Raw genomic sequence first — 26,055 nt, forward strand, 5'->3', positions numbered from 1 at the left:
TGCTACGAGTATAAATATGGCTGAAAAAACAGAAAAGCCTACCGATAAAAAAATTAGAGATTCAGCTAAAAAAGGGCAAAGTTTTAAGAGCAAAGATAGTGTTGCGGCAATTGTATTAGTAGTAAGTGCATTCGTTATTGATGGCATCTCTAGTTTATATGAACTGGGTGGGTTAATGCGTAAAATATTTTTATCTCCAACGGAAATAAAAATTGATGCATTACTTTGGCAATTTTTCACAATATTTTTAAGTATTGTTTTACCCGTTCTATTTGTTTGTTTTTTATCTGGTACGATAATTTCTTTATTGCAAAGTCGATTTAGATTGGCTAGCGAAGCAATAAAAATTGATTTTACCAAATTAAACCCAATTTCAGGTTTTAAAAAAATATTTTCATTAAACTCATTGAAAGAATTAATTAAGGCTATTCTGTATTTGATTGTCTTTATTGTGTCAACACTTGTCTTTTTTATTGTTTGGCGGAAAGATATTTTTATGCTCTACCGAACTATGATAAATGGGGTTATTAGTCAATGGGTTGACCTGTGTGTAACATTTATTGTGGTTTTTCTTGCGGTTGCCCTAATAATTATATTAGTTGACGCAATAGCTGAGTTCTTTTTGTATATTAAGAATTTAAAAATGGAGAAGCAAGAAGTAAAAAAAGAATATAAAGATAATGAGGGAGATCCTCATATAAAAAGTGCGCGTCGAGGAATGCATCAAGAATTACTGTCGGAAGAGGTTAAATTAAATGTCCGTAATTCAACATTTGTAATGGCAAATCCAACGCATATTGCATTACTTATCTATTATGACTCCAGTATTGCACCATTACCTTTTTTATTTTCTAAAAGTAAAGGCCTGCAAGCAAAAGCAATTATTAAATACGCAAAGCAACAAGGTGTTCCAGTTATTAGAGATATAGTCCTAGCAAGGCAAATATGGCGGTCATATAAGAATGACAGCTTTATCGATGAAAAAGGTTTAGAGGATGTTATGCAAATAATATCATGGTTGATGCGTATAGAATTAGTAAAAATGGGCATCGATATTGATAAAGCGTTGGAACAAATGGCTGAAAATGAGATGGATTCACAAAACAATAGCACTCTTAATTAATAATTTATTTATTACTTAAATCGTTTTTTTAAAGAAAGAACTAAATGGGTTAATTATGATGCAAGCATAAAGTGTGCGTTATGTATTGCATATCAACAATAAGGTAAATATATGAATAATACGGAAACAGAGTGTTTTCAAAGCGCTGACATGGAAGGGTTACTTGATAATATCACGTCTGCATTAATGGATGGGGCGACTTATAAAGATATTCACGGGATCCCACAGAGCACAATGGATGGCATTTATTCCTATGCATACGAATTCTATCAGCAAGGTAAATTAAAAGAAGCAGAAACTTTTTTTAGATTTTTAAGTATTTATGATTTCTATAATACAGACTATGTGATGGGGCTGGCGGCTGTCTATCAATTAACGAAGCGATATGACAAAGCAACTGAATTATATGCTCTCGCATTTGTATTGGCGAAAAATGATTACCGCCCACTTTTTCATGCAGGGCAATGTAATTTAATGATGAAAAAAAGTAGTGCGGCAATTCATTGTTTTGAGAGCGTTGTAAAAAGTAGTACCGATGTTGATTTACAAAATAAATCTCAAGCTTATTTAACCGCATTGGAAAAGAAACTAGAAAAACAAGTTTAGAAAATAAAAACCTAATATGAAGTAGAGGAAATTATATGGTTCAAATTACCAATTCAAGTAATGAACGAATAAATAATATTCATACATTTCTACAAGGCAGTAATCCTATTGGATTAGGGGATGATTGCCTCAAGTCGGTATTGGTTTTGGAAATGGCGTGTGAGGAGTTAACGTCAATAGAGCAGATGAAGCGTAGCCGCATTGAGAACGCACCACAGTTACCGGCACCCAAAAACAATTTATCCGTTATGTTCAAGGCCGCCGCGGCAAAAGAGGAAAAATTATCACTAAAGGAAAAGGGATTTAACGCGTCTTCAATACTCGTTGAGAGCCTTTCAACATTACGCCAATTATTACATGAAGGAAATATTAGTGAGTTAGCTAATCGTCTCCAATTGTTGAATATAGAATCAAATTCACTTCGAGAAAAAGGGAATGATTTATTAAATTCTTTTTCAAATAATACGAATAAAGCCAGCGAACTTAATAATGAAGTTAATGCGTTAAAACAAGAACGTGTTGAAAGTAAAGAGCGTTTAGCGAGTCTTCAGTCTCAGCAAGGCGGCAACCAAGAAGAGATTAGCCTGCAAATTAAGGCGGAAAATACAAAGATTACCAGTTTAGGGACTAAAATTGATAACTTGCTTGAGTTAGCTGGTAATTATGCGAAAGACGCGAATGAAGATGCCAAGAAACTCAATCAATTTGTAGAAACAGCACCACGCCGCGTTGAGGTTGATGGTGAAAAATGGGAAAACACTCTGGCATTGCTCACGATGCTAACAGCTCAGCTGAAAAAATCGATGAATGAAGATTCGATTCGTAATATGAAAGAGCAAGAAGAAGTGATGGCAACCATCAATGAAGCTACCCGAAAAGACTCAGATAAAAAGGCCAAAGAAGCGGAAGAAGCCCAGCGTAAAGCTGATGAAGCAAACAAAGCGGCCTCTTGTGCCAGTAAAATTTTTAGCTATGTGATGCTTGCCGTGTCTGTTATCGCCACCGTTGCGACGTTTGGTGCCGCTGCACCATTAACGCTTGCAGTTGCTGCTATCGGTATTGCTATTTCAGTGGCTGATATTGTTTTAGAAGAAACGGGGCAAAGTAGCCTTATGCAGATGCTAGCAACGGAAATTTCTAGTGCTGTTACCGACATGTTGATGGCTTTTGGTGTTCCTGAGGAAAAAGCGAAACAAATTGGGAGTATTGTTGGAATGATTTTGGCCGCAATCGCATTCCTAGCCCTCTCATTAGCTTCTATGTCATCTTTTGTGAAAAACATCGGTAATGTTGCTGGCAAGGTAGTAAAAATGCTGGCTAAAAATGCAGGGACATTATTGAAAAGCATCATTAAGTCGATGCCAAATAGTTTGATGAGTGCCTTAGGTAATATCGCAAATGGAGCCGGAAAGGTAGGGAAATCGGCAGATGACATGGTAGTACTTACTAAGTTTAGCAAGTTGGCAGATAGCATTGATGACTTACAGCAAGCCGTAAAAACCACCACTAAGGTCGCTAAAAAAGCCGATGACATGAAAGATATTGCGAAAGCGGCAGATAAAGTCGCAGACCAAACTGACAATGTCACGGGTATCACTAAAAACTCAGATAAAACCGTAAACACGGTTAAAACTCAAAGTGTTGCAGCGGCTCGCCTCGAAGTAGGAATGAAGGGAACCGGAGCGGCATTAACGGTTGCGAATGCGGCGACAACCGGAGGGCTAAATTTGCATGCGGCGGGCCAAATTAGAGATATGAAAGAAATGCTTGCAGGGATGATGCTTAACAATGAAACCATTCAAGCGCTGGATGAATTATTAAAAAGCTTATTGAAATCCATGTCTCAACATTATGAGATATCTGAGGAAATGTTCAGTGGAATGCTGACGTCATTAAATCATTCAGGTCAAGTGAAAGCCAATACACTGAAAACCGCCCGCTTTGCATAATTAATATAGGAATTTATCAAATGAGTCTTAATATTCAATCAGAACTAAGTAATCCCGTTTTACGTCGTAATCCTGTTAATTTTGGTGACGTTTCCCCAGTAACTAACAGTAATACAAAAGCAGTAGCCACTCCTTTACTGCAGGGAGTGCAATTAAATGATGTGCACACCGTGGCATCAGGGCCTGAGATGCAGATGGACAAGCCATTATTAAAAGTAACTCAATTTTCAATACATGATGACCAGATGCTAGCGGATATTTCTGCGTTAACGAACTCCGATAAGTTAGCCATATTGGATGATCTTCATACCTTCCGAACACTGACGCCAGAAAATATTCAGCAGGCAATTGGCAAAGTGTTAACAGAAGAGAAAAGTCATATTGAACAGCTTATTGGAGATGCTCAGTTACCAGATGAAGCTGATTTAAAACAAATGTCCCAAGCCGTTCAAGTTTTGATTGCCAGTAGTTTCTTCAAAGATTCACCTTCAGGGCGGGTTGATAGTGGTAATAAAGGTCAAGAACCTATTGATAGTATTAAGAATAACTCGTTTGTTGGAATTATTAGTAATGATTTACTGGTGGAGCTGTCGAAAATTATCCGCAAAGTGATGGCAGAAATCAATATTTCAGACCGGCGTATTAGTGCGGAATTTCTGCAATTAAATGCCAAAATGGTACAAGCTTCTGCAGACTCAACAATTCGTGAAGGGAAAGAAACATTTAAAGGCGCGATGATGGGCTTCTTTACTTCTCTCGCGATTACTGCTGCGGGCAGCGCTTTCCAAGCAAGAGGGCTGCGCCAACAACACCAATCGATTAAAAATAACTTAATACCAGGAAACCAAAACATCAGTGGTGCAAGTAAGTTATCTGGGTTAAATGGCAACGTGGGAAGCGATGTAACGAAACCGAATACCTTGAGTTTAGTGGGGAAAGATGGCTCAACAGTGACGCTGAGTAATCAAGCGACACAAAGTCAAAAGAATCTTGCAAGCCAAAGAATTGAAGAAGCAAGCAAACGTACGAAAGATTTGGGGCTGTCACAGCATGAAAAGCACGAGCAAGTCATGAACAAATCTCGCGTGCAAATGGGCGTGGCAGAGCTAGCCTCTCGAATGTCAGATAACGCGGGTCAATTAGCGACAGCGTCAAATCAAGTTAATGTGAAATCGGCAGAAGCGGATAAAATGATTGAACAATCCGTGGCAGACACTGCACGTTCAGTTTACTCCGATAAAGATAAACAAATTGATAAGAGCCAGGATATTGCGAAACAAATGCAAGAGCATTTACGTGAAATTCGTGAAGGTAGCCTAAGAACAATGCAAAGTATGGTAAGAGGCTAAAAGCTATGGGTTGCTGTAATAGTAGCAGTCTAGATAGTTTCTTTGAATATCAGCCGATGGCGGAATTGGTTCCGACAAAGCAAGAACCAATTCCCATTCATGAGGAGAAAACTGCGTCTGATAAATCACATCAGCTCTATCTACAAATCCTTGATAAATTAAATCAAATTCAATATTCGGTGCCAGAAGAGACTTATCAGCAGCAACAGAAAAATCATTCTCCTAAAGAGATTCAGCTTAGAGCGAATACTCTGGAACTCGAAAATAAATATGTGAATGATACTTATGCGGAGGCTAAGGCATTAAGAGCGACAAGAAGAGTGGAAACTCTCAATGATGGCCGCTCGCATATAAATGGGTTATCTGGAATGATTGATAATATTCATACGAATTACCAAAAAAAATACGGTGAATTAGTAAAAGCATCAACCCAATATATGCAAGATATGAATACCATGGTAAGTAAGCTATCTCGTTATATAGAGGCGGGTGAAGATGGTAAAATACATATCAAATTAGAAGACACTTTAAGGGCTATGGATGAAATGGTTGCGAAATATTCGGGTACGAGTGTAATCAGGGAAGTTGATGGTATTACAGCAGAAAAAAAGAAACCTGCCCGAAAAAGTGTTGGCGAATATTTTGGAAAATGGAAGCCTGATTTTGATAATGCTGAGCCGCTAATGGAGATAAAAGGTACTGAGCAAGAGTATGCTTTTTGGGAAAAAAAATTATCAGGGCAAGGGTTTATTATTGAGCGAATGGATGGAAAGTTATGCGTATTTCCAGATTTAAAGCCAGTAAAAGAAATTTTTTATGCATTGAACCACTCTTCGGCAACTTGGGATAAAGATGGTAGTGATATTTTGTCACAAGAATACCAAAGCTTACAAACAGCCATTGATAGTCAAAAAAATGCGATTAATAGCTCAGTATCACGTTTATTAGAAACCTTTCGACAAGATAATAGCCATTTTGAAACCTTAACTCAGCTACTTATTCAACTCTATAAAGATTTACAGCAATATAATAATGGCTACGTCAATATGTAATGTCAGAATTTAAATTTAACTTATGGAGTGAAATTATAAATTTAATTTCGCTCTATGTTTTTAAATAAGGAGTGGCAATGAAAATAGATAAAACGATTCCAAGTCAGAATCAATTACCACCTATATTTGGCAATAAAAACTCATTTTCAAATAATATAAATGCAATTAATAATTCAGGCCAGGAAGCTCTTTTTCCTATCAAAGAAAAAGGTATTAATAAAACATATGATATTCCAGGTGATAATAAAGAATTACATCCTAATAACCAGGAGTTACAGGCGAATATAGTTAAATCGCTATTAAGCGAGAAATACCCTGATATTAGTTTGGAAATGATAACCAAAACCCAAAATTTAGGAGGTGATGGCAGTCTAGAAGAAAAAGAGTTGCAATATATTTCTAAAAATATATTTGTTGTTTTGACATTGTTAACTGATGAGGAAATTAAAAAGTCAAATATATTAGACTGTATGGCAAAGTTAATTAAGCAAGTTAATAATAGTAGTGGTAAAGACACTAAGCAGATGGTTAAATCATTGAAAGAAGTGTTTGAAACAATGCCTTTTAATAATATCTGGAGTGAAAGAAATATTTATGATTTGTCTCAACGTTTTTTTGATAAATATGTTAAGCCTAAAGCTAAAGAAAAATTAACATCTTTGTTAACTGAAAAAGCCATCGAAGAATTCCCGATCGATAAATTATTTGTTAATTTTCTTTATAACACAAAAAATGAATTAATTATGGAATCGAGAAATCAGCTGAAAAAACATAAGTCTGATGGATCAGTTGATAAACACTTACAGCTAGATAATATATTTTTAGGGGTGGAACAGTATCTTGAAACTATGAGCGAGTTAATTGTTTCTATAAAAACGGATGATAAGACTGAAAATACGGCAGCTCCAAATCCAGATAAAAAGACCAAACCAGAGGATAGCGTGGATGGTGGTAACGAAAGCATTCCTGATGACAACAAAGAAGCGCCCTCTTCGCCAACTAAACCTATAACGGTTAACTTTAACAATATCTATAATGTGACGCAGGGGACTACAAATACAAATACAAATGATAAACATATAGATCCTAAAGAGCAGCAGGGTGAAGGCAACAATCAAGAAAATGGTCAAGTCGCTAGTCAACAAATGATAGATGATATGGCACTGGATGGAATGAATAAAAAACCAGCAACAGTGTTTAATGTTTTATCGGGGATAAAAGATGCAGCCAAAGAAACAAAGCCTAATGTAGACCCAATAAGACAAGAAGCCCTTTTGGAATCCCGGCCTTTATTAGTGAGGAAATCAAATACTATTGCTCAGGAGCAGCTGAACTATTCAGCACCTTCAAGGCAGGAAACTACGTTTTCACCTAATACTTATCAAAAGGACAAAAATAACCGCTGGGTACTCAAAGAGCAAAAAGATCAAAAAGCGGTGACATTATCGGCAAATGGCGCACTCACCCGTAATTCATCAGATAAGGCAATCTACCAAGGCGACCGTGAAGCAGTTAAAACAGTCGTGGATACTTACTCACATATTCCAAATACGGGTAAGCCAGTGACGTTAACTGAAAGAGGTGCGTTAACGCGTGACCAAAGCAAGAAAGACGCTTACACCACACCAGAGTGAGAAACCAATTGAAAAATGAACAAACAGACATTCACTGGCAATGGCTTTCAGAGCAAATTCAATTCATACGGACTTATTCGGGCATCGAAAAGGCCCTTACGATAGATTCTGAGTTGATCCGTGATGTCCATATTGATTCGCTGGAAATGTTAGAGTTGATAGCGGCTATCGAGCAGTATACAGAGCAGCCAATTCACGATGCAGTTTGGATGAAATGGCATAATTTACGAGACATTGTCGAGTACCTATTGAGTGTCAAATAAAAACAGAAGGCCACGGTATTTAACCGAAGCATAAAAGAATAGCCCCTATAGGCGCTATTCTTTTATCATTATGCTGCAGACTTTGGCATCATTCCGTGGGCTAAATGGCCTTTATGGAAAGTCGCGAACCTTGGTGAGATCCGTGCGACGGCCTCGGCGGAACAAGATGCATCAAGTAGCACAAAGCTGGCATCATCCCCTTTAGCTGGCCACACTTGTTGGCCTTTTTCATCTAACGGCAGAATATTGCCTGTTGCGATGGCAAGTGAGCGGGATAGCGATAGCTCATCAGGGCGAGTATACAGCTGCGCGTACAAATTGGCTTTTTCTAGCATATCGCCTAGGCCAAAGGGCGACCAATGGTCAATCACACTGTCCGTTCCGGTCATCACAAATACCCCATTTTTATTTAGGGTTTTCAGTGGCATATGCAGTGTACCAATCGGGACGGTAGAGGCAATGGTGATTTGTTGCTCAGCTAACTGTTTTGCCGTTTTTTCCGCTTGTTCAGGGGTGAGTGTTGCCAGTGCAAAGGCATGGCTGATGGTTACTTTACCGCGCAAGCTGCGGTTTTCATCCACTGTTTTAATCATATAATTGATAGCGGCAACGCCTGCTGGGCTCGTTTCATGCAGATGAATATCCACGCCTTTGTTGTAGTCCAACGCAATTTGGAACATCGAATCGAGGGACTTTTCCATCGCGCTATCTACATTGGTTGGGTCTAAACCGCCAACGTAATGAGCGCCTGCTTGCATGGCTTCACGCATTAAACCTTCTGACTTGGAGTGTAATAAGCCATGTTGTGGAAAGGCGACAATTTCGCAAGTGAGGTCTTGTTGGTGTTCACCAAGCACTTTTTGTAAGGCTTCTAAATTTTTTAAACCGGAAACGGGCTCTATATTACAATGGCTACGCGCAATCGTTGATCCTTGGGATTGGATCAGTGCGATCAGCGCATTTGCTCTTTCTTCCGTGAAGGGTTGTAATTCAGGTAACAATTTTTGCTCTAACGCGATCATATCCATGATGGTTTTGCCTTCACGTGACTGTGGTGCTTGCCATGGCCCGCCATAGAAGGTTTTATCAAGGTGGATATGCATGTCACGAAAGGCCGGTAGCATCAGTTTACCTTGCGCACTATAGGCATTTAATGTGCCATCTGCATGCTGTTTATTCGGTAAAACAGCTGCAATTTTACCGTCCCGGATTTCTACCGTATGTAATGCGGTTTGGGTGCCGACGACCGTTGAGTCCTGATAATTAAAGCCAGTTTCGAGTAATACGTCATCGAGGTAATAATGTTTATCCGTAATACTAGATAGGCCTGCTTTTTGGCTAGTTTGGCCTTGAGCGGAGGCAAAGCCCGATACCGCGCCGAATAAAGTGCAAGCGGCTGCGACTTTAGCGCTGGTGGAAAGGAACTCTCTTCTGCCTGATGATTTTTCTGCTTTCATAGAAACTCCTAGTGATATCCATTTACTGTCGAATTTCCTGTTTTTAAGCGACACTTACCCACTCAGATCGTCATTAAACGATCTGAGGGATACTGCAATTTGCGATTAACAAAAAATTCGCATGATCCAGATTATAGAAACTTACCCTTGAATAATATGGGTTCCCGTTTCACCGCGTAAGGCTTCTGGTAGCTTTTCAGGGGTGGTGATGATCACGCGTTTACCACCATTGGCAATAAACGATAGGCTGGCTTCAATCTTCGGTAACATGCTACCCGCAGGGAAATGGCCTTCTTCCATATAACGCTGCATGTCGCGGGTGCTGGTTTCACCGAGTGCTTTTTGTTCAGGTTTGCCGAAGTGAATACACACTTTTTCGACACCTGTGGTGATAATTAAAATATCGGCATTGAGCTCTTTCGCCAGTAAAGTTGTTGAGAGGTCTTTATCAATCACCGCGTCAACACTTTTGTAGCCACCATTGCCGTTGTCAATGACTGGAATACCACCACCACCTGCAGCAACCACCACATAATTGTGTTCTGTTAAGGTGCGGATAGCTTGTGATTCAATGACTCGTTTTGGTTCGGGGGAGGCCACCACACGGCGGTAACCGCGGCCAGAGTCTTCAACAAAATGCCAGTTTGGGTTCTCTTGCTGCAATTGTTGGGCTTGTTGCTCAGTGAAAAATGCCCCAATCGGCTTGGTAGGCGCGCTAAAGTTTGGGTCGTTTTTATCGACTTCAACTTGTGTCACTACCGTAATCGCTTGTCGGTTATGGCGTTTTGCTAAGACGTTAGTCAAAGCTTGTTGAACTAAATAGCCAATTCCACCTTGCGTATCCGCTACGCAGTTAGCCAGCGGTGTTAACGGCAAACCTTCGGTTTCGTGTGCAATCTCAGCACGGCGCAAATCTAATCCAACTTGGGGTCCATTTCCATGGGTCAAAACAATGTTGTAATCGCCTTCCAGCATGTCACTAATATGGTGTGCGACTTCTTGAACGGCTTTTTCTTGAGCTTCGATAGACTGGCTGTTGTTATCTTTGATAATACTGTTGCCCCCGATGGCAACAACCACGAGTTCTTTCATTGTTAATGTATCCTGATACAGAGAGTTAACTGAGGGTCGGTGTACTGAGTTGAGTACATCGACCCTGTAAAGTGTGCTGGATTACACTGACTTACTGAGTTTCTCAGATTTTTCAGCTTGTTGCTCTTCCACAGATTTTCGGCTATCTAAAAAGTGCTTGAGTACAAACAAAGCCGCCATCATGAGGTATGCGTAAACAAACATCAAGGTCGAACCGGTGGCAATTCCGACCGCTGGGGAGTGAATAATTCCGAAGAAGACTAATATTGCTCCCGCTGCAGCAGCAATAGCTCCACGCAGTGGCTGGTTGAGGATAGCAAAGATAGCAATACAGCCCCACAACATACTGGCTAAAGGTGCACCGTTACCTAAATGGACCAGACCTTGGTAATAAACCCCTTTGTGTAGCAAGGTTTCAACACCAATTGCACTTGCAGAGGTACCTGCCGCGCCCATAACACTATTAACCATCGTCAATGCCCAGTTAGCAATCCATGGGAACAGACAGATAAAGATAACGGGGACTTCAATTTTTGGCGTTTCTCGTACCACTTGGTTGGCGGTGACAACCCCGATAAACACCAGTATTGGCACGATAGCGGTCATTGGAATGATAGCTAACATAAAGGCACCGATACCGAATAATGGGACGATAAACATGGTGATACCAGATGCTAAGGTATAACCCACGCTTGCGCCCATCGCTTTCCAACCCGCGTGACCCACATAAACGGTTACTGGGAATGGGTTACCCAGAAAACAACCGACAGTAGATGATAAGCCGTTAGCTAACATGACTTTACGAGTATTATATTCATCACCAGCAGCATGTGCACTTTCAATATTTTCAAGGTCGAAGATATAGTTTGCTAAGCCAAGTGGCACCGCAGACGCTAAGTAAGGCAGAGCGTGAGGAAGGCCTTGGAAGAAGCTATCAATATGGATACCTGGTGGGTTGAAGCCAAATGATGCCATTGAATCTTTGATTGCTTCTGCACTTTGCAAGCCGGAAGCCCATGCCAGTACGGTACCAGCAATTAGCAGTAATAAGCCTGTTGGGATGCGAGCAAAAATCGGTTTTTTACCAAACCAGTTAATGAAAATTAATAACAGCACAATGAATGAAACCGTTGGTGCTTCAAACGCTTGCAGCATCGGGTTCATCGCCAGTAACAGTAATCCTAAACCGGACAAACAGGATAACAGTACGGTGCGTGGGATCATCTTACGGATGGTTTCACCTAAGAAAGAACCACCGACGAGGATCATTGACTCGACAAAACACCAAACTAGTGCGATTTGGATCGCAAATTCGGCATTCTGTGTTGTTTGGTAGACAGGCATGATGACTAAGAACGTCACCGTAAAGATAGAAGGGGCACTCGGGCCTGATGGAAGAGCTGTTACGTCATCGCGCCCAGTTTGCTTTATCATTTGCTGGCCAAAGTAAGCGTAGCTTACGCTGGCAAGTAAAACAGCGAAACCAAAGGCAGGAGCGATACGGCCGTAAACAATTTCTGATGGGATGCCGACAACGAAAATCAAGAGACCCATCATGGTGAGTAGGTTAGTTAGGTTATTGGTCATTAAGCCGAAGTAGGCGGCCAAATCCCCACGTTTCCATTTAATATTTAGTATACTCATAAGTATTCTCCCATACCCGTCATTACCCATCATACTTTAAGCTGCAACTGTGTTGGCTACACTCGGCTACACAGGTCACATACTGAAGTATGCTCCCTGAGATATCCTCGTTTGCCGCCTTGCTGCAACTTAAATTATTTTGGGTAACTGCTTACTCATTTTAAGCCGCAACAAAGTAGTTTTTGTTTTACTTCTGTATGTAAATAATTTGGGTATTGATATTTTATTATTGCCCAACCGGAGTTGGGCGTCTTTTTTATGATTGAAAACTAAGCATATTTCTGTGCGTAGGCCAACATGGCTTTTTCAAAGCAATCAAACGGCGGGTGAACAATACCTGCCCCAATCATACCGATGCCCGCATCTTTATGGGCAATGGCTGTGTTGATAACAGGTAAAATACCGCTGGCTGAAACCTTCGTAATATCAATAGCGGTAGGGATACCCATAAAGCCCAGTAATGGAATAGTCACGTTCGGGTTCTCACCTAAGGTGATTTCACGCATTTGGCGAGAGAAATCGACCGCTTCTTCTACCGTACCGCCAACGAGTGCCACGATAGCGGGTGCGGTTGCCATGGCAAATCCACCAATACCGTAGGTTTCTGTGATTGCAGAGTCACCGATATCTAAACCAGAGTCTTCAGGTTTGTAGCCTGCAAACATCGGGCCGATAACTTGCTGAGAAGGTCCTGTGAACCACTGTCCCGGTAACCCACTGATACGTAAGCCAAACTCATAGCCATTACGCGCCATAGTGGTGACAACGGTGCTGTATTCGATACCGTGAGCGGCATCCATCGAAGCTTTACACATCGCCATCCACGTTGGGCCGGAGAAGTAATCGCTGCTTGCAACAAAATCAAAGACTTCTTTTTGCTGCGCGACAGAGAAATCAGTTTGAATGATCCCAGTCGTGAGCGCTTGGATAAGTAAGGTTGTTCCTGCATTGTTACGGTTATGGCACTCATCACCCATATGTAGTGCTTGCGCAAGCATCAAACGCAGGTCGATTTCACCAACGATTTTCATTGCGTCGCGCAGCATTGGACCTAAGACATCACGCATCCAATTTAATCGGTCAATCACGCTTTGGTCGTTGGCGCCCATACGCAGGATTTTAGCCATTTGCTCACTGAGGTTAGTAAACGCACGGTTGCCATAGGTTTTATTTTCAACAATATGCATAAACATTGATGCTGAAGTGACACCTGCCATTGAGCCAACACAATCGTGTTCATGGCAAGGTGAGAAAATGATTTTCCCCGAGGCTGCAACACGCTCTGCATCGGCTAAATCTTTTGCCAAGCCTTCGAAAACCAGCGCGCCCGTCACCGCACCTTTCATCGCGCCACACATATCTTTCCAAGCAACCGGTGGGCCTGCGTGCAGGATAGTGTTTTTGGTCATGCCTGGAACCACGTTAATCGCTTGGTCGTAACCGATTAACACAGGCTGAGATTGAATAATACGCTCAAGTGCTTGGGCATTAGCCGCTGCAATTTTTTCTTGTAGCGTGGCATTACCTTCAATTTGGTCGAGGGCGCGAATAACCGCAACGTTGCCTTGTCCTGGAGGAGTCCAATTTAAATGAGTGACCGGAACATGCTGTTTTTTCAGGTCATCACTGAACATTTCGATGCCAATATTGATGACATTTAATGGCTGCTTAAATAATGAAGTCATTATGCTTTCTCCCCTTTCCATACAAACTCACGCCCTAATAAACCCGTATTGGTGCTGCTACTTGCCCAGATAACACCGGCATCTGTTAGCATTTTGACCTGCGCATCCATCGACGGTGTGTCTTGGTCAGTCCCTAGCACATAGCCTAAAATTTCTAGTTCACGCCCATCTTGTTTGGCAATATTCTTCGCTTCTTTAATCGCGTCGATCATCACGCCGACTGGGTCTTCGTGAGAACCAAAACCTAAAACGAAGTCCATCATAATGACGCCAACTTCAGGGTCGCGAGCCTCTTGTAATAAGCGTTCAATACGGTTGGTAGGGTCGATCATTGGGTGCGGTTTACCGTTGGTAAAGTCGTCATCACCAAAATCGAGGAAGGTGTGTGCAATACTTTTGTTGAGGTCTTTTAAGCGGTAGTCAGGGTTTGGCTGAATATTGCTGTAAACATCATCGTATTTTTCCAAGGCGGCAAACATGGCTTCATCGCATAGCGTTCCACCACAGAATAAGCCACGAATATATTTCTGCTCAGGTTTCAGTTTTGCTCTGACTTCATCAATAAGTGGTAAATTAAGAGGGTGTAAATCTAAATCTTCTTTGCGAATACCGGTTAATAGAACCGCTTTCAGTGCTGCTTCTTTGGTGCTTTGTGCAAAGGTTAGACCCGGCTTATCTTCTGGTAGCGGTTGGCTACCTAAGAAACACACGACAACAGGTTTGTGGCATTTTTCCGCTTGTTCTAACACTTTCTTGGCAACGGCAGGAGCTGGTGGCTTAGAAATCAGTGCGATAACTTGGGTTTCATCATCGGCATCGAGCATTTTCAGGGCGTCAATCATCATGATACCGCCAATTTTTTCGCTTAAATCGCGACCACCGGTACCAATTAATTGGGAAACGCCTGCACCAAATTCGTGAATACGGACGCTGAGTTCTTGGCTACCGGTGCCGGATGCACCGATGATGCCAATGCTGCCACGGCGTACATTGTTACCAAAGCACAGCGCAGTACCGTTGATAATGGCGGTTCCGCAGTCTGGGCCCATCATCAGCAAGCCTTTCTTGCTAGCCAGCTGTTTAAGTGCGAGTTCATCTTCAATGGAGACGTTATCGGAAAACAGCATGACATTGAGGTCATTTTCTAATGCAATGCGCGCTTCACGAGCAGCAAACTGGCCATTGACTGAAATGACAGCAAGGTTGGCATCTGGGATATGTGTTTTTGCTGAATTAATGGTGGCGTATTTGGCTTCATGTTGCCCACCGCCCTGGTTTTTCTTATTAAATAGGTCTTCGATAGCAATTAATGTGGCGTCGTTCGCTTCATTGCTTGGGCCTTTGATGACAATCATTAAATCGCCATTTTTAGCCTCTTCTAATTCAGGGGTTAGTAACCCTAAATTACGTAAAACGCCTTTATTCATCTCTGTAGCCATCGCGACAAACGCTTGCTCAACATTGTCGAGTTGATTGGCTTTTGTCGAAATAGACATCAGTGATACGGAATCAAAATAGGTATTCTTTTTTATGACAACTTTAGTCGACATAGTTTTCTCCGAAATAATGGGTGATATACAGGGCATCTCGCAAGCCAAATAGCATGTCGCTGCCAGAACTCGACCCGATATTTAAAATCTCTAAAATTTGTGGATAAATATCTGTTTCTTTCGCATCAACTAATGATTGAATTAGTTGCTGCATGTTTTCTCGAAATTCTCGGTTTAATGCTTTTTCTAATGTGATGGCACTGATTGGTGTCGTCTGGCCTAGGCTGTGGGTTACTCCTTGATAAAAATCAGGGTAAAAAGTGGCAACTGGATGGCCGTTTAATAATAAAAATGCCATTAACCCAACTAAGTAATCATCTCCTGAAGGTGTTAGCCCGATACCTAATCCAACAAACTGGCGGATCACATGAGTCATGTTTTCTTTATTTTTCTTAATTATTGATTCAATCAATTCAGAGCGTAATTGAACCAATTGTTCTGTCATAGAGAGATAAAAAAAGTTATCCCCCTGATATTTAAATAGAGAATTTTTATTTTTAGTTAAAATTAAATCCAAATTATTTCTTTTCTCTTCGATATATAATAAATAATTTGGATTTTTAAGTTTGTTATCACTAAAGTTGATAACAGGTTGCTGCCATTCTTTACATAAAGAAAATGATATTAAATAATGACTGCCAATCAATATTTCTTTATTAAATAAATAAATGGTTTCTCCTTCTTTAATATCGAAAAGAGAAAAGTCTTTATTGATTAATCGGCAACTATTTGGTGCATTATCTAATTGAGAACAAAGCAAAGTATAAAGTACATTATCAATAGAAAAATTAATGGCTTTATTAAAGACTTGTTCTACTGTTCCTTGAGGTTGTGGCTGATGCAACAAATTGAGAAAATGTGTATCAGCCGTTAGCCCGTATAACCTTTGCCGATGAGATATGGATGCGTTCACATGCCTCCTTATCCTATTTAGAGTCTATGATTTCGCTATGCGCCTGCGGCAATCAGTAGCTCCACAATTTCGTTGTAACCCTTTTCACGCGCTAACTCTAATGGTTTTTTACCATACTTATCAGTCATGTGTGGGTTTGCACCATGGTCTAATAGCAATTTAACGATTTGCTGTTGTTTTTCGCCACCGTCATTGAGCACGATAGCTTCTAATAGTGGTGTCCAGCCTACAAAGTTAGTGTGGTTGACATTAATATCGGTTTTTTCAAGTAATTCACGAACAATTTCCACGTGGCCTTTTTCACTTGCAGGTGTAATGCCCACACCACCAAAACGGGTTAATAAATCTAAATTTGGTTTTGCAGGTAAGACAATGCGCAACAACGTGAGGTCATCATTAAGGCAGCTTAATAAGAAAGGGTTAAAACATGTTTGGTCTTGTTTATTAATATCGGCCCCTGCATTAATTAGGAAAGAAACACATTCATAATGTTTATTCAGGCTTGCATTAACAATCGCCGTACGGCCTTGGCGGTTGGTGGTATTAATATCCACACCTTTTTCAAGACAACTTTTTAATATTTCTAATTGTCCTTGTTCAGCTGCGGTTAAAAAATCGTGAGCGAGAGTACTAGCGGTCATCATTTTCCCCTTAGGTTGGTTTTTATTACCAACATAGATAAAGACAATTTGAAGATTATTTATGATGTGTAGAGCATAGCAATTGTCATTAATAAAAAGAATCCATTTAAATTTAATTCATCAATGAGGCGTTTGATTGTTGAATTAAATTCAATAATCTGGCTTTTTTGTGCGTATGAGCATCCTTTTTTATCGTTTATTGATGGTTTATGACTATTTTTAGACCCAAATTATGTGATTTTTTTTGTTAATTAAAATCGAAAATCATGATTTACTCAGTTCTGTGATAGACATCAAATTGAAAGTTTTTAATTTGTTAAATTTGTAATTTTATTGATCTCATCTGTATCGAATGTTAATGCTTGGTTTGCCTATTAAATTCAATAATATTAGGCATTTAGAATATTAATAGTGACGTTAAATGTACGGTTTTTACTTGGGAAAAATATATATCAAATTTAATCTATTCCAGTTGTTAATAATTCTGTTAAGCTATAAAAATATGCTCGAAAAATAATCTGATTTTTGCGTTATTGAATTTTATTCACATAAAAAGATGATTTGTCTAAAATTTAAACACTTTTGGTGGTGGGTATGAACTCAATTTTTACGGAAGAAAACTTACTGACTTACACAACAGCAGCGAAATTTGCGAGTTTTAGTAAAGCCGCGGAAGAATTAGGCGTTACCACCTCCGCGGTAAGTTATACCATCAAACGTATTGAAACTTATTTAGATGTCGCATTGTTCATTCGTAATACCCGTAATATTGAACTCACAGAAGCGGGTTATTATTTTTATCGAAAAGCGACCGATTTGCTTAATAATTTCCATTCCATTCAAAAAAGTATTTATTCCATTGAGCAAGGTATTGAAGCACGGGTGCGTATTTGTATTAATCAGTTATTATATACGCCTTATCATACCGCTAAGTTACTGCAAATATTAAAAAAACAGTTTGCGACCTGCCACATCACCGTGACAACAGAGGTATATAATGGGGTTTGGGATGCCATTATTAATAATCATGCAGATATTGCGATTGGTGCTCCAGGCACGTTGATGGATGGCGGTGGGATTGATTACACTGAAATTGGTGCGATCCATTGGCAATTTGCTATTGCGGCAACTCATCCATTGGCGCTGATGCCAGAGCCCATCGCTGAGAGCCAATTGCGTCTTTATCCAAATATTATGGTAGAGGATACCGCGCATACCATTAATAAGCGGGTGGGGTGGCTACTACATGGGCAGGAAGCAATTCAAGTTCCTGATTTTAATACTAAATGCCAGTGTCAGATACTCGGTGAAGGGATTGGCTTTTTACCTGATTATATGATTAAAGAACATGTTAAACACGGCCTGTTGGTAACAAAACACATTCAGAACCCACGACAAGACTCCCATATGCTATTAGCCACACAACATTCGGCTACTGGGCTTGTGACGCAGTGGATCCGCAAAGAATTTGGCGAAAAGGGGGTTTTAGCAGACCTTTACAGCGACCTCCTAAAACCCATCAATTAGTTTTATTGGCTAGCGACATCAAGGGCTTTATCGATGGCATCAGGGATCACTGAACCGTGGTTTTTGCCATCGAATAAGGTAAATTCACAGTGCCTTTGGTGGTTTGCAATCTCAGTGCAAACTTGGCGTGTGCTAATCCAACTTTTGCGCGCTTGGTAATTTTGTACTTGTTCGGCGCTCAATTTGGATAAATCAGGGCTCTCTTCTAAACCGCCTAAAGTCACAAATAGGGGGGAAGCCGTTTGTTTAGCTGTCAGCTTCGCTAAATCCACCATACTTCCTTTACCCCACCATAATGACGGGCTGGCAGACACATAAAACTGAAAATCATCCGGTTGTTGTTGATATGCCATTAAGGTGAATAATCCACCAAATGAATGGCCAAATAGGGTTTGCTTGTTTTTATCAATAGGAAGCCGTTGTTCTGCCCATGGGCGAATAGTGTCAGTTAAAAATTGGTATAGCGCAGGGGAGCCTCCGCCTTGTTTAAATTCGTCACCGGTAACCGGTGGGGTGTAATCGAGCGTTCGCCATGCTTTTGGAAAGGCTTCGTCGATGGGGTAACCAATCCCAATAATAATCGGTAGTTTATCCGCAGGGAGCTTTTCAACTGCGCGATTAACCGCTTTGGGGTATAAGCCATTACCATCAAGCATATACAGGACAGGGCGTTGTGCAGTGACATTATAGGGTACCGCACTGTAAATGCGCAGCGCACGGTCACCGTAGGCCATATCCGTTTGTTGGATATCGTAAAATTGGCTGACTTGCTCGTCCATACTTGGGATAGTCTGGCTAGGGCGTGCGAACGCACTGCTTGCCATACATAATAATAAGCTGGAAATTAATAATTTATTCAATACTCGTCATCCTTCAAGCTGCAGGGGTGTTGACTACGCTCAGCAACCCGAATCACATACTTTTGAGGGCATACCTGAAACAGGTACACCCTCAGAGCTAATTAGAAACTAACGTTAACGTTCGCCCAATAGCGGCGTCCGTCTTCAACATCCCAGTTTCCACCACCTTGTGCGTCAATTTTATCACCTTTTTCATTACCAATATTTAATACCGCAAAGTTGAGTTTGGTATTTTTCAATAATTGATAGGTCGCACCCACATCCATAGTGGTATAGCCATTACGGTAACGAGGGACTGATGCACCATTACGCTGTGCAGCCCAGATTTGTTTTCCTACATATTGCGCACGGGTATACAAGTTGAGGTCTTCGCTAAACTGCCAATCTAATTTCGCATTGGCTAAGTGTTTTGGTGTCTTATCCAAAGGATAGCCTTTTAAAGATTGTCCACTAGTTAGCTTTTCATCATCACTTTTACGTTCTGAGTCGGTATAGGTATAGTTCAAACTCAGCTTCCAATCTTCTATAATTGGAATACCTGTTGCGACTTCAACCCCTTTAATGTTTGCTTTACCCACATTATCATAGGTATACAGTTTTAGGCCTGTAAGTGGGTCAGTTCCACCAGTGTAATAACTGGTTAATTTATTTTTAAAATCAGTATTAAAGAATGTTAAGCTCGCATCAAAGCCTGACTCATGGTTATAGGCAATGCTGATTTCTTCACTGACACTTTTTTCGGGTTTCAGGTCAGGGTTACCATGAATGATGCCTAAGCCTTTTTCAGTAGACGTTCCATAAGTCGGGCTAATTTCACGTAATGTTGGCGCGCGGAATGCAGATGAAACGCCCCCTTTAATGGTTATCTCATCGGTGAGGTAATAGACGGCATAACCTCTTGGGTTCCAGTGGTCGCCATAAAACTCATGGTGATCTAAACGTAACCCACCCGTCAATATCAGATTCTCTGTTGCCGTGAACTCATTTTCTAAGAAGAAAGCGTGTTGTTCCGCGGTCATCTTCGCATTTTCAGTTGTTGATGAACCTGTTGCTGAGGTGTCTTTTAGTTTCGCATACTGAAATTGACCACCAACGGTTAGGATATTGTCCGGCAAAAACGCCACGACTTTTCCATCAACGACAGTATTGGTAATTTCGGGTACTCGTGCGTCATAACGATATTCTGTAATTTTAGTCGCAGGGTCTGTTATGTCTGTTTTGGTTCTTTTTTTCGTATTTTCTTGATAAACACTCAACTCAGTATTGAATGAATCCCAGTCCCCTTTATAGGTTAAAGCAAAATGGTTACGGTCATTATGGATTTCAGAGTGTTTATTTGCTCTTGGCTTACCATTAAACTCACTGGTTGGTGCAAGGGAGTAACCCGGTTTTTCTTCCCTTTCCTGCGTGGTTCTACCCGCTTCTAATAAGAAAGTCTGGTTATCCATTGGGGTAAACGTCAGTTTTGCGGTTAGGCTCTTATTATCTTTCTTGTGATGGCCATCAGCGATTTTATCTTCCTGACGATAGTCCCCACCACCATATAATTGCAGGCCGAGTTTATCTTGAATTAATGGGCCTGATAGGTAGAAGTTACCGTCGGTTGAATTACCGCTATCGCTATTTTCTTGGATAATCGCGCCTGTTGTCACACTACCGTGCCATTCATTGGTCACTTTTTTGGTGATGATATTGATAACACCACCCATCGCATCAGAACCATACAGGGAGGACATAGGTCCACGGATCACTTCGATGCGTTCAATCGCTTCAACAGGTGGCATAAAGCCCGCTTCAAAACCACCACTCCCATTTGGACGTGATTCACGGCTATTTTGACGACGCCCATCGACCAATATCAACGTGTATTCGCCGGGTAAGCCACGGATATTAATATCTTGTTTGTTGGCAGCACCAACGATACTTACCCCTTCCACGTCTTTAACCGCATCGGCGAGGTCACGAACAGGTTTATTTTGTAGCTGGTCTGCCGTGATCACAGTCACGCTAGCAGGAGCATCACGCAGTTGTTGCGAGAAGCCTGACGCACTGACGACCATGGTATCTGTTTTACTGTCTGCTGCTGTAGCACTAAATGAAGATAAAGCCGCACAAACACCGGCGGCAATCAGGGTGTAGTGATATTGCGAAGTCATAGTTATCCCTAGGAAATATAAATGAGAATGATAATTATATTGTTTGCGAATACTATCACTAAAACATATCAAAAATAAATAATGAGCTAGCTAATTTATGAGCAATATTTGATCTCAGCTAAGAATTTTCACCTACAGTGTTTTCCCCCTTTTTACCATTTTTACCAAGCTTAACGAAAAATTAAGGTTTAACTTTGGTTTATGGTGTTTGGGGATGCGCAAATTTACTCTAGTGCCAACGTTAACTAGAAAAATTTGAATTATATGAAACATACATTTTTAGCCATTTTATGCTGTTTTATTATGGCAGTGGCTCAAGGGGTACAAGCGGAAGAAATACGCTTAAGTGTGACGCATCCGCAAAAAATTAAAGTTGCGGATGCGGTTAGCCTTCCTGGCCAATTTGTGGCGCGAAATGAAATTTCTATCGGTTCGCCATTACAGCAACAAATCGTCACCGCAGTATTTGTGGAAGAAGGGGAGTGGGTGGAGAAAGGCCAATTGCTTGCCACCTTAGAATCGCCAATCCAAAGTGCTGCTGTACAACAATTGAAAGCTGAAATTGATAAGGCTGCGGCTTATATCAAACAGCAAGAAGCACTCAGTAGGCAGTCACAAAGTGAGCTTCAGCGCTTGTCTCCGCTGGCTAAAACAGGCGTCATTTCAGCAAATGACTTTGGAAAAGCAAAAAACGAAGCTGCAGCGCAAAATGCACTTCTCACAGCAAGTCGGGCAGAATTACGCCAATTACAAGCCCAACTAAGGCGTGAGCAAAGCCAAGAAGATAAAGCAAAAATTATTGCGCCCGTTGCAGGTGTGATCAGCGAGCGCCATGCAATGAGCGGTACGCTATCCGATAACGCATTGTTATTTAAACTAATCGAAAATAACGAGCTAGAGTTTGAAGCCCTCGCACACCCCTCTGAATTAGCCCGCATCCTTGGGGATAACCCCGTTATGATGAAAGTGAATAACAATACGGTCATTTCGGGAAAACTACGTTATATATCACCCAAAATAGAGGCTTTAACCCAATTAGGAAAAATTAGAGTGACGCTAACCGAACCCGTTCAATCGATGAGATTAGGGGAAACCGGTACGATGACCTATACCAATTCACCGCGTGAATACATATCACTGCCTTATAGTGCGATTCGTACGGAGCCTGATGGTCAACGTTTTATTTTTAGTGTGGCAAATGATGGGCGCGTAGAAAAACAACCCGTCCAAATAGGTAAAATTCAACATGGTCATGTTGAAATATTAAGCCCGTTAGCGGCTAACCTTGACGTGGTGACTTACGCTCAAGCCTTTTTATCTGAAGATGATAAAGTTGTTCCTGTAAGGGCACCGCAATGAAGCTACAGCTATCGTCTTGGGCGATAACGCGTCCAATCCCAACTATTGTGATTTTTTTAGCCCTGACAATCGCTGGGCTTTTCTCTTTTAATCAATTACCTATCACTGCGAACCCAGTGATTACCTTTCCGATTGTTACGGTTACTGTCACACAGGATGGCTCATCACCGACAGAGTTAGAAAATGCCGTCACAAAGCGAGTTGAACGCGCAGTTTCTGGGATCCCCGGTATCCGCCATATTACCTCATCGATTAGTGAAGGCGCATCAACGACAACCATTGAATTTGATTTAAGTGTTGATGCCCATGTCGCCACTAACGATGTACGTGAACAAATTGGGCAAATTCGTGGGGAATTGCCACAAACTATCGACGAACCGTTAATTAACCGTATTGATGTCGAAGGCGGGGCGATTTTACGTTATGCCGTTTCATCTGAAACCGAATCTATCGCCGATTTGTCTTGGTTTGTCGATGACACCGTGAGTAAGCAGTTGATTACTGTGCCAGGGGTGCAAAAGGTCAGTCGGTTAGGGGATACAGAGCGAGTAATTCGCATTGAGCCGGACGCAGATAAACTCGCTGCAATGCAGTTATCGATAGCGAGTATCAATGAAATATTGAAAAATAATCATCAGAATTCTGCTGGGGGAAACGCAAAATACAATCGGTTACAGCATACTATTCGTGTTTTAGGGGAAAAACAGGCAGTAGATGATATTAAAAACATCATGCTACCCATTGATAACCAAAAATCTGTCAGGTTGGGGGAAATCGCTAATATTTATGATGGCCATAAAAATGTGAAATCTATTTCGCAACTTGATGGTAAAGAGGTTGTCGGGTTTGCGGTGTATCGTGCAAAAGGCTCTAGTGATACCAAGGTAGCTCAGGGCGTTGTACAAGCACTGGAAAAGCTACAAAAAGCCAACCCAAATGTTGAAATAAGCTTGGTTTCATCGACGGTCAAATACACGGAATCGAGCTTTACGCTAACGATTCAAACCTTATTAGAAGGGGCCTTTTTAACCATCGTTATCGTATTTTTCTTTTTGAAAAGCTGGCGAGCCACTTTGGTGGCAGCAGTGGCATTGCCTCTATCGATATTACCGACCTTTTTTATTTTGATGTTATTTGATTACAGCTTAAATAGCATCACATTACTGGCCCTGACGTTAGTGATTGGCATCTTAGTGGATGATGCGATTGTTGAAATTGAAAATATCCAAAAATATATTGAACGCGGTGAGCGGCCGTATCTTGCTGCATTGAAAGCCTCTGATGCAATAGGTTTTGCGATTGTTGCCATTACGCTAACGATTGTCGCGGTATTTTTACCCGTTAGTTTTATTGGCGGCTTTGTGGGGCAATATTTTGTACCATTCGGCATTACCGTTTCTGCCGCTGTGTTGTCTTCCTTGTTGGTGGCAAGGTTAGTTACGCCATTAATGGCAGCCTATGTATTATTGCCACAAAAAGGTGCCCATGAAGGCGTTAAAACAGCAAATTGGATAGCGCGTTATACCCGTTTTTTATCGATGACACTAAAACACCGCAAGTTCGCATCAATGCTAGCTGGTGGGTTTCTGTTTGGTTCAGTGGCGATAACCAGTTTTTTGCCTGTGGGGTTCATGCCAGATGGTGATATCAGTGTTAGCCAAATTAATATTGAGCTGCCACCGGGAACGCCTGTTGAGCAAACGCAGAAAAAAATTAATGAAATTGCCAAACAGCTAAAAGATAGGCCGGAAATTTTATCGGCCTACTCGATTGCCGGAATTGCGGATGACTCAGAAGGCGTTGCTCAGCACAAAGGCGAAATGATTTTAACCTTAACTGAGCCCAGTGAGCGTGAATTATCACAAAAAGAATTTGAGCTGGCTATCTCTGAGTGGTTAAGCCAAAAAACGGATGCACGTTACACTTTCAGCAACAGTAATGGGGGAAAAGAATTTTCGTTAATGTTTACAGGGAGTGACCCTGAACAACTCGAAAAATCGATGCAAAAATTGCGCGAGGCAATGGCAAAAATTGATGGGTTTAAAAATGTCCAAGTTATGAAACCGCTATTACGTAAAGAATTGATTGTTAAACCTAATGTGGTAGATGTTGCCCGAACAGGCATCAGTGTGGAAGAGATTGCAAACACACTACGCATTGCGACTATGGGGGAGGCAAATTCACGTAGCGCTAAGTTTAATCTGCCAGATAGGCAATTAGCCGTACAGGTGATTTTACCGGAGTCCCAGCAAAATAATATTGATGTGCTGAATAATTTATATGTAAGAAGCCAAAATGGGCAAAACGTCCCGATTAAATCTGTTGCTAATATTGACTCCAGTGATGGCCCTTCCCAGATTGAGCGAATTAATCGCCAAAGACAGATGTCGATAGAAGCCAATTTGGAAGGGCTCACATTAGGGGAAGCGTTAGATATTGTGGCGCAACTTCCTGAGTATCAACAACTGCCACACAGTATTTCCCAAGTGGAATACGGTGATATGGAATATATGATTGATATGTTCGAACGCTTTGGCACTACGATGGTATTCAGTGTGTTACTGGTTTTCGCTATTTTAATCGTATTGTTTAAAGATTTTATTCAGCCGATTACCATACTGGTTGCCTTACCCTTTTCGATTGGCGGGGCAATTATAGCTTTAGTGTTATACGGTGCGATGATCGATTTACCTGTCATTATTGGTATTTTAATGCTGATGGGGATTGTGACGAAAAACTCGATTTTGCTGGTGGAATTCATTCTTGAAAAACAACGTTCAGGTATGGCGCGAGAAAAAGCGATTATTGAGGCAGGACAAGAGCGTATTCGGCCCATTATTATGACGACCTTTGCCATGATTGCAGGGATGATCCCCCTAGTACTAACAAGTGGGGCAGACGCAGGGTTTCGAGCCCCTATGGCCATCGCTGTGATTGGCGGCTTGTTGAGCTCCACGATCCTTAGCTTGTTGTTTGTCCCTGTGATTTATAGCTTGATGGATGATTTAAAACGTAAATTATTACCTCAGCTCGCCAAATTAACCTCAGTGACAAAAGAAGACCGCAATATTAAGCACTGGTAAAGGGATAAAAGCTGGCCGAAAGGCCAGCAATGACTCACGTACTTTGTTACTCTGTTAAGCATCGTATTGATGAGACCAGAAATGAAAATCGAGACGATTAGTTATATTAAAA

Annotated in this window: 19 protein-coding genes; 10 read left to right on the plus strand and 9 right to left on the minus strand. The window is 41.1% G+C overall.

What is annotated here, in order from left to right; genetic code table 11:
• Positions 1-16: 16 nt before the first annotated feature.
• The 7 genes from CYG50_RS20295 (at position 17) to CYG50_RS23580 (ending at position 7,976) form a co-directional block, all read left to right on the plus strand.
• Positions 17-1,123 (plus strand): EscU/YscU/HrcU family type III secretion system export apparatus switch protein, encoded by a 1,107-nt coding sequence (locus CYG50_RS20295; protein WP_102138764.1) that lies wholly within the window; start codon positions 17-19, stop codon positions 1,121-1,123.
• A gap of 111 nt (positions 1,124-1,234) precedes the next feature.
• Positions 1,235-1,729, plus strand: a complete 495-nt coding sequence (sicA, locus tag CYG50_RS20300) for a type III secretion system translocator chaperone SicA (RefSeq protein ID WP_102138765.1) — start codon at positions 1,235-1,237, stop codon at positions 1,727-1,729.
• A gap of 35 nt (positions 1,730-1,764) precedes the next feature.
• Positions 1,765-3,678, plus strand: coding sequence for a type III secretion system translocon subunit SseC family protein (sctE, locus tag CYG50_RS20305; RefSeq protein ID WP_102138766.1), 1,914 nt, complete (start codon positions 1,765-1,767; stop codon positions 3,676-3,678).
• Positions 3,679-3,698: 20 nt separating this feature from the next.
• Positions 3,699-5,027 carry an IpaC/SipC family type III secretion system effector gene (locus tag CYG50_RS20310; protein ID WP_102138767.1) on the plus strand — a complete coding sequence of 443 codons (1,329 nt, stop codon included), beginning with the start codon at positions 3,699-3,701 and terminating at the stop codon, positions 5,025-5,027.
• Between the two features lie 56 nt (positions 5,028-5,083).
• Positions 5,084-6,079: an IpaD/SipD/SspD family type III secretion system needle tip protein gene (locus CYG50_RS20315; protein WP_102138915.1), complete on the plus strand. Its 996-nt coding sequence runs from the start codon at positions 5,084-5,086 to the stop codon at positions 6,077-6,079.
• A gap of 77 nt (positions 6,080-6,156) precedes the next feature.
• Positions 6,157-7,713, plus strand: a complete 1,557-nt coding sequence (locus CYG50_RS20320) for a hypothetical protein (protein ID WP_102138768.1) — start codon at positions 6,157-6,159, stop codon at positions 7,711-7,713.
• An 8-nt stretch (positions 7,714-7,721) separates the two neighbouring features.
• Positions 7,722-7,976 carry an acyl carrier protein gene (locus tag CYG50_RS23580; protein WP_102138916.1) on the plus strand — a complete coding sequence of 85 codons (255 nt, stop codon included), beginning with the start codon at positions 7,722-7,724 and terminating at the stop codon, positions 7,974-7,976.
• A 68-nt stretch (positions 7,977-8,044) separates the two neighbouring features.
• Here the strand turns inward: CYG50_RS23580 and CYG50_RS20330 are convergent, their stop codons facing one another.
• The 7 genes from CYG50_RS20330 to CYG50_RS20360 all read right to left on the minus strand — a co-directional run bounded on the left by CYG50_RS20330 (position 8,045) and on the right by CYG50_RS20360 (position 16,958).
• Entirely contained in the window at positions 8,045-9,433 is a 1,389-nt protein-coding gene (locus CYG50_RS20330) for an amidohydrolase family protein (protein ID WP_102138769.1), read from the minus strand.
• A 141-nt stretch (positions 9,434-9,574) separates the two neighbouring features.
• A complete protein-coding gene (locus tag CYG50_RS20335; RefSeq protein WP_102138770.1) occupies positions 9,575-10,525 on the minus strand; it encodes a carbamate kinase family protein in 951 nt (316 codons plus the stop codon).
• An 81-nt stretch (positions 10,526-10,606) separates the two neighbouring features.
• Positions 10,607-12,169: a permease family protein gene (locus CYG50_RS20340; RefSeq protein WP_102138771.1), complete on the minus strand. Its 1,563-nt coding sequence runs from the start codon at positions 12,167-12,169 to the stop codon at positions 10,607-10,609.
• Positions 12,170-12,438: 269 nt separating this feature from the next.
• Entirely contained in the window at positions 12,439-13,854 is a 1,416-nt protein-coding gene (locus CYG50_RS20345; protein ID WP_102138772.1) for a YlbE family protein, read from the minus strand.
• Entirely contained in the window at positions 13,854-15,404 is a 1,551-nt protein-coding gene (gene fdrA, locus CYG50_RS20350) for an acyl-CoA synthetase FdrA (protein WP_102138773.1), read from the minus strand. The genes CYG50_RS20345 and fdrA overlap by 1 nt, the downstream gene beginning before the upstream one ends.
• Positions 15,394-16,317, minus strand: coding sequence for an oxamate carbamoyltransferase subunit AllH family protein (locus CYG50_RS20355; RefSeq protein WP_102138774.1), 924 nt, complete (start codon positions 16,315-16,317; stop codon positions 15,394-15,396). The genes fdrA and CYG50_RS20355 overlap by 11 nt, the downstream gene beginning before the upstream one ends.
• A 35-nt stretch (positions 16,318-16,352) precedes the next feature.
• The gene (locus CYG50_RS20360) at positions 16,353-16,958 is read right to left on the minus strand and encodes an ankyrin repeat domain-containing protein (protein ID WP_102138775.1); all 606 of its coding nucleotides are present in this window, start codon (positions 16,956-16,958) and stop codon (positions 16,353-16,355) included.
• Between the two features lie 594 nt (positions 16,959-17,552).
• Here CYG50_RS20360 and CYG50_RS20365 point away from each other — a divergent pair.
• Entirely contained in the window at positions 17,553-18,485 is a 933-nt protein-coding gene (locus CYG50_RS20365; protein ID WP_102138776.1) for a LysR substrate-binding domain-containing protein, read from the plus strand.
• Between the two features lie 2 nt (positions 18,486-18,487).
• Here the strand turns inward: CYG50_RS20365 and CYG50_RS20370 are convergent, their stop codons facing one another.
• Positions 18,488-19,345: an alpha/beta hydrolase gene (locus tag CYG50_RS20370; protein WP_232368215.1), complete on the minus strand. Its 858-nt coding sequence runs from the start codon at positions 19,343-19,345 to the stop codon at positions 18,488-18,490.
• A gap of 101 nt (positions 19,346-19,446) precedes the next feature.
• Positions 19,447-21,501, minus strand: a complete 2,055-nt coding sequence (locus CYG50_RS20375) for a TonB-dependent receptor domain-containing protein (protein ID WP_102138777.1) — start codon at positions 21,499-21,501, stop codon at positions 19,447-19,449.
• A 264-nt stretch (positions 21,502-21,765) separates the two neighbouring features.
• Between CYG50_RS20375 and CYG50_RS20380 the strand changes: the two genes are divergently transcribed.
• Entirely contained in the window at positions 21,766-22,860 is a 1,095-nt protein-coding gene (locus CYG50_RS20380) for an efflux RND transporter periplasmic adaptor subunit (protein ID WP_102138778.1), read from the plus strand.
• Positions 22,857-25,943, plus strand: coding sequence for an efflux RND transporter permease subunit (locus tag CYG50_RS20385; protein WP_102138779.1), 3,087 nt, complete (start codon positions 22,857-22,859; stop codon positions 25,941-25,943). Before CYG50_RS20380 ends, CYG50_RS20385 begins: the two co-directional genes overlap by 4 nt.
• Positions 25,944-26,055 lie beyond the last annotated feature (112 nt).

Source organism: Providencia huaxiensis (assembly GCF_002843235.3).
GTDB classification, from domain to species: Bacteria; Pseudomonadota; Gammaproteobacteria; order Enterobacterales; family Enterobacteriaceae; genus Providencia; species Providencia huaxiensis.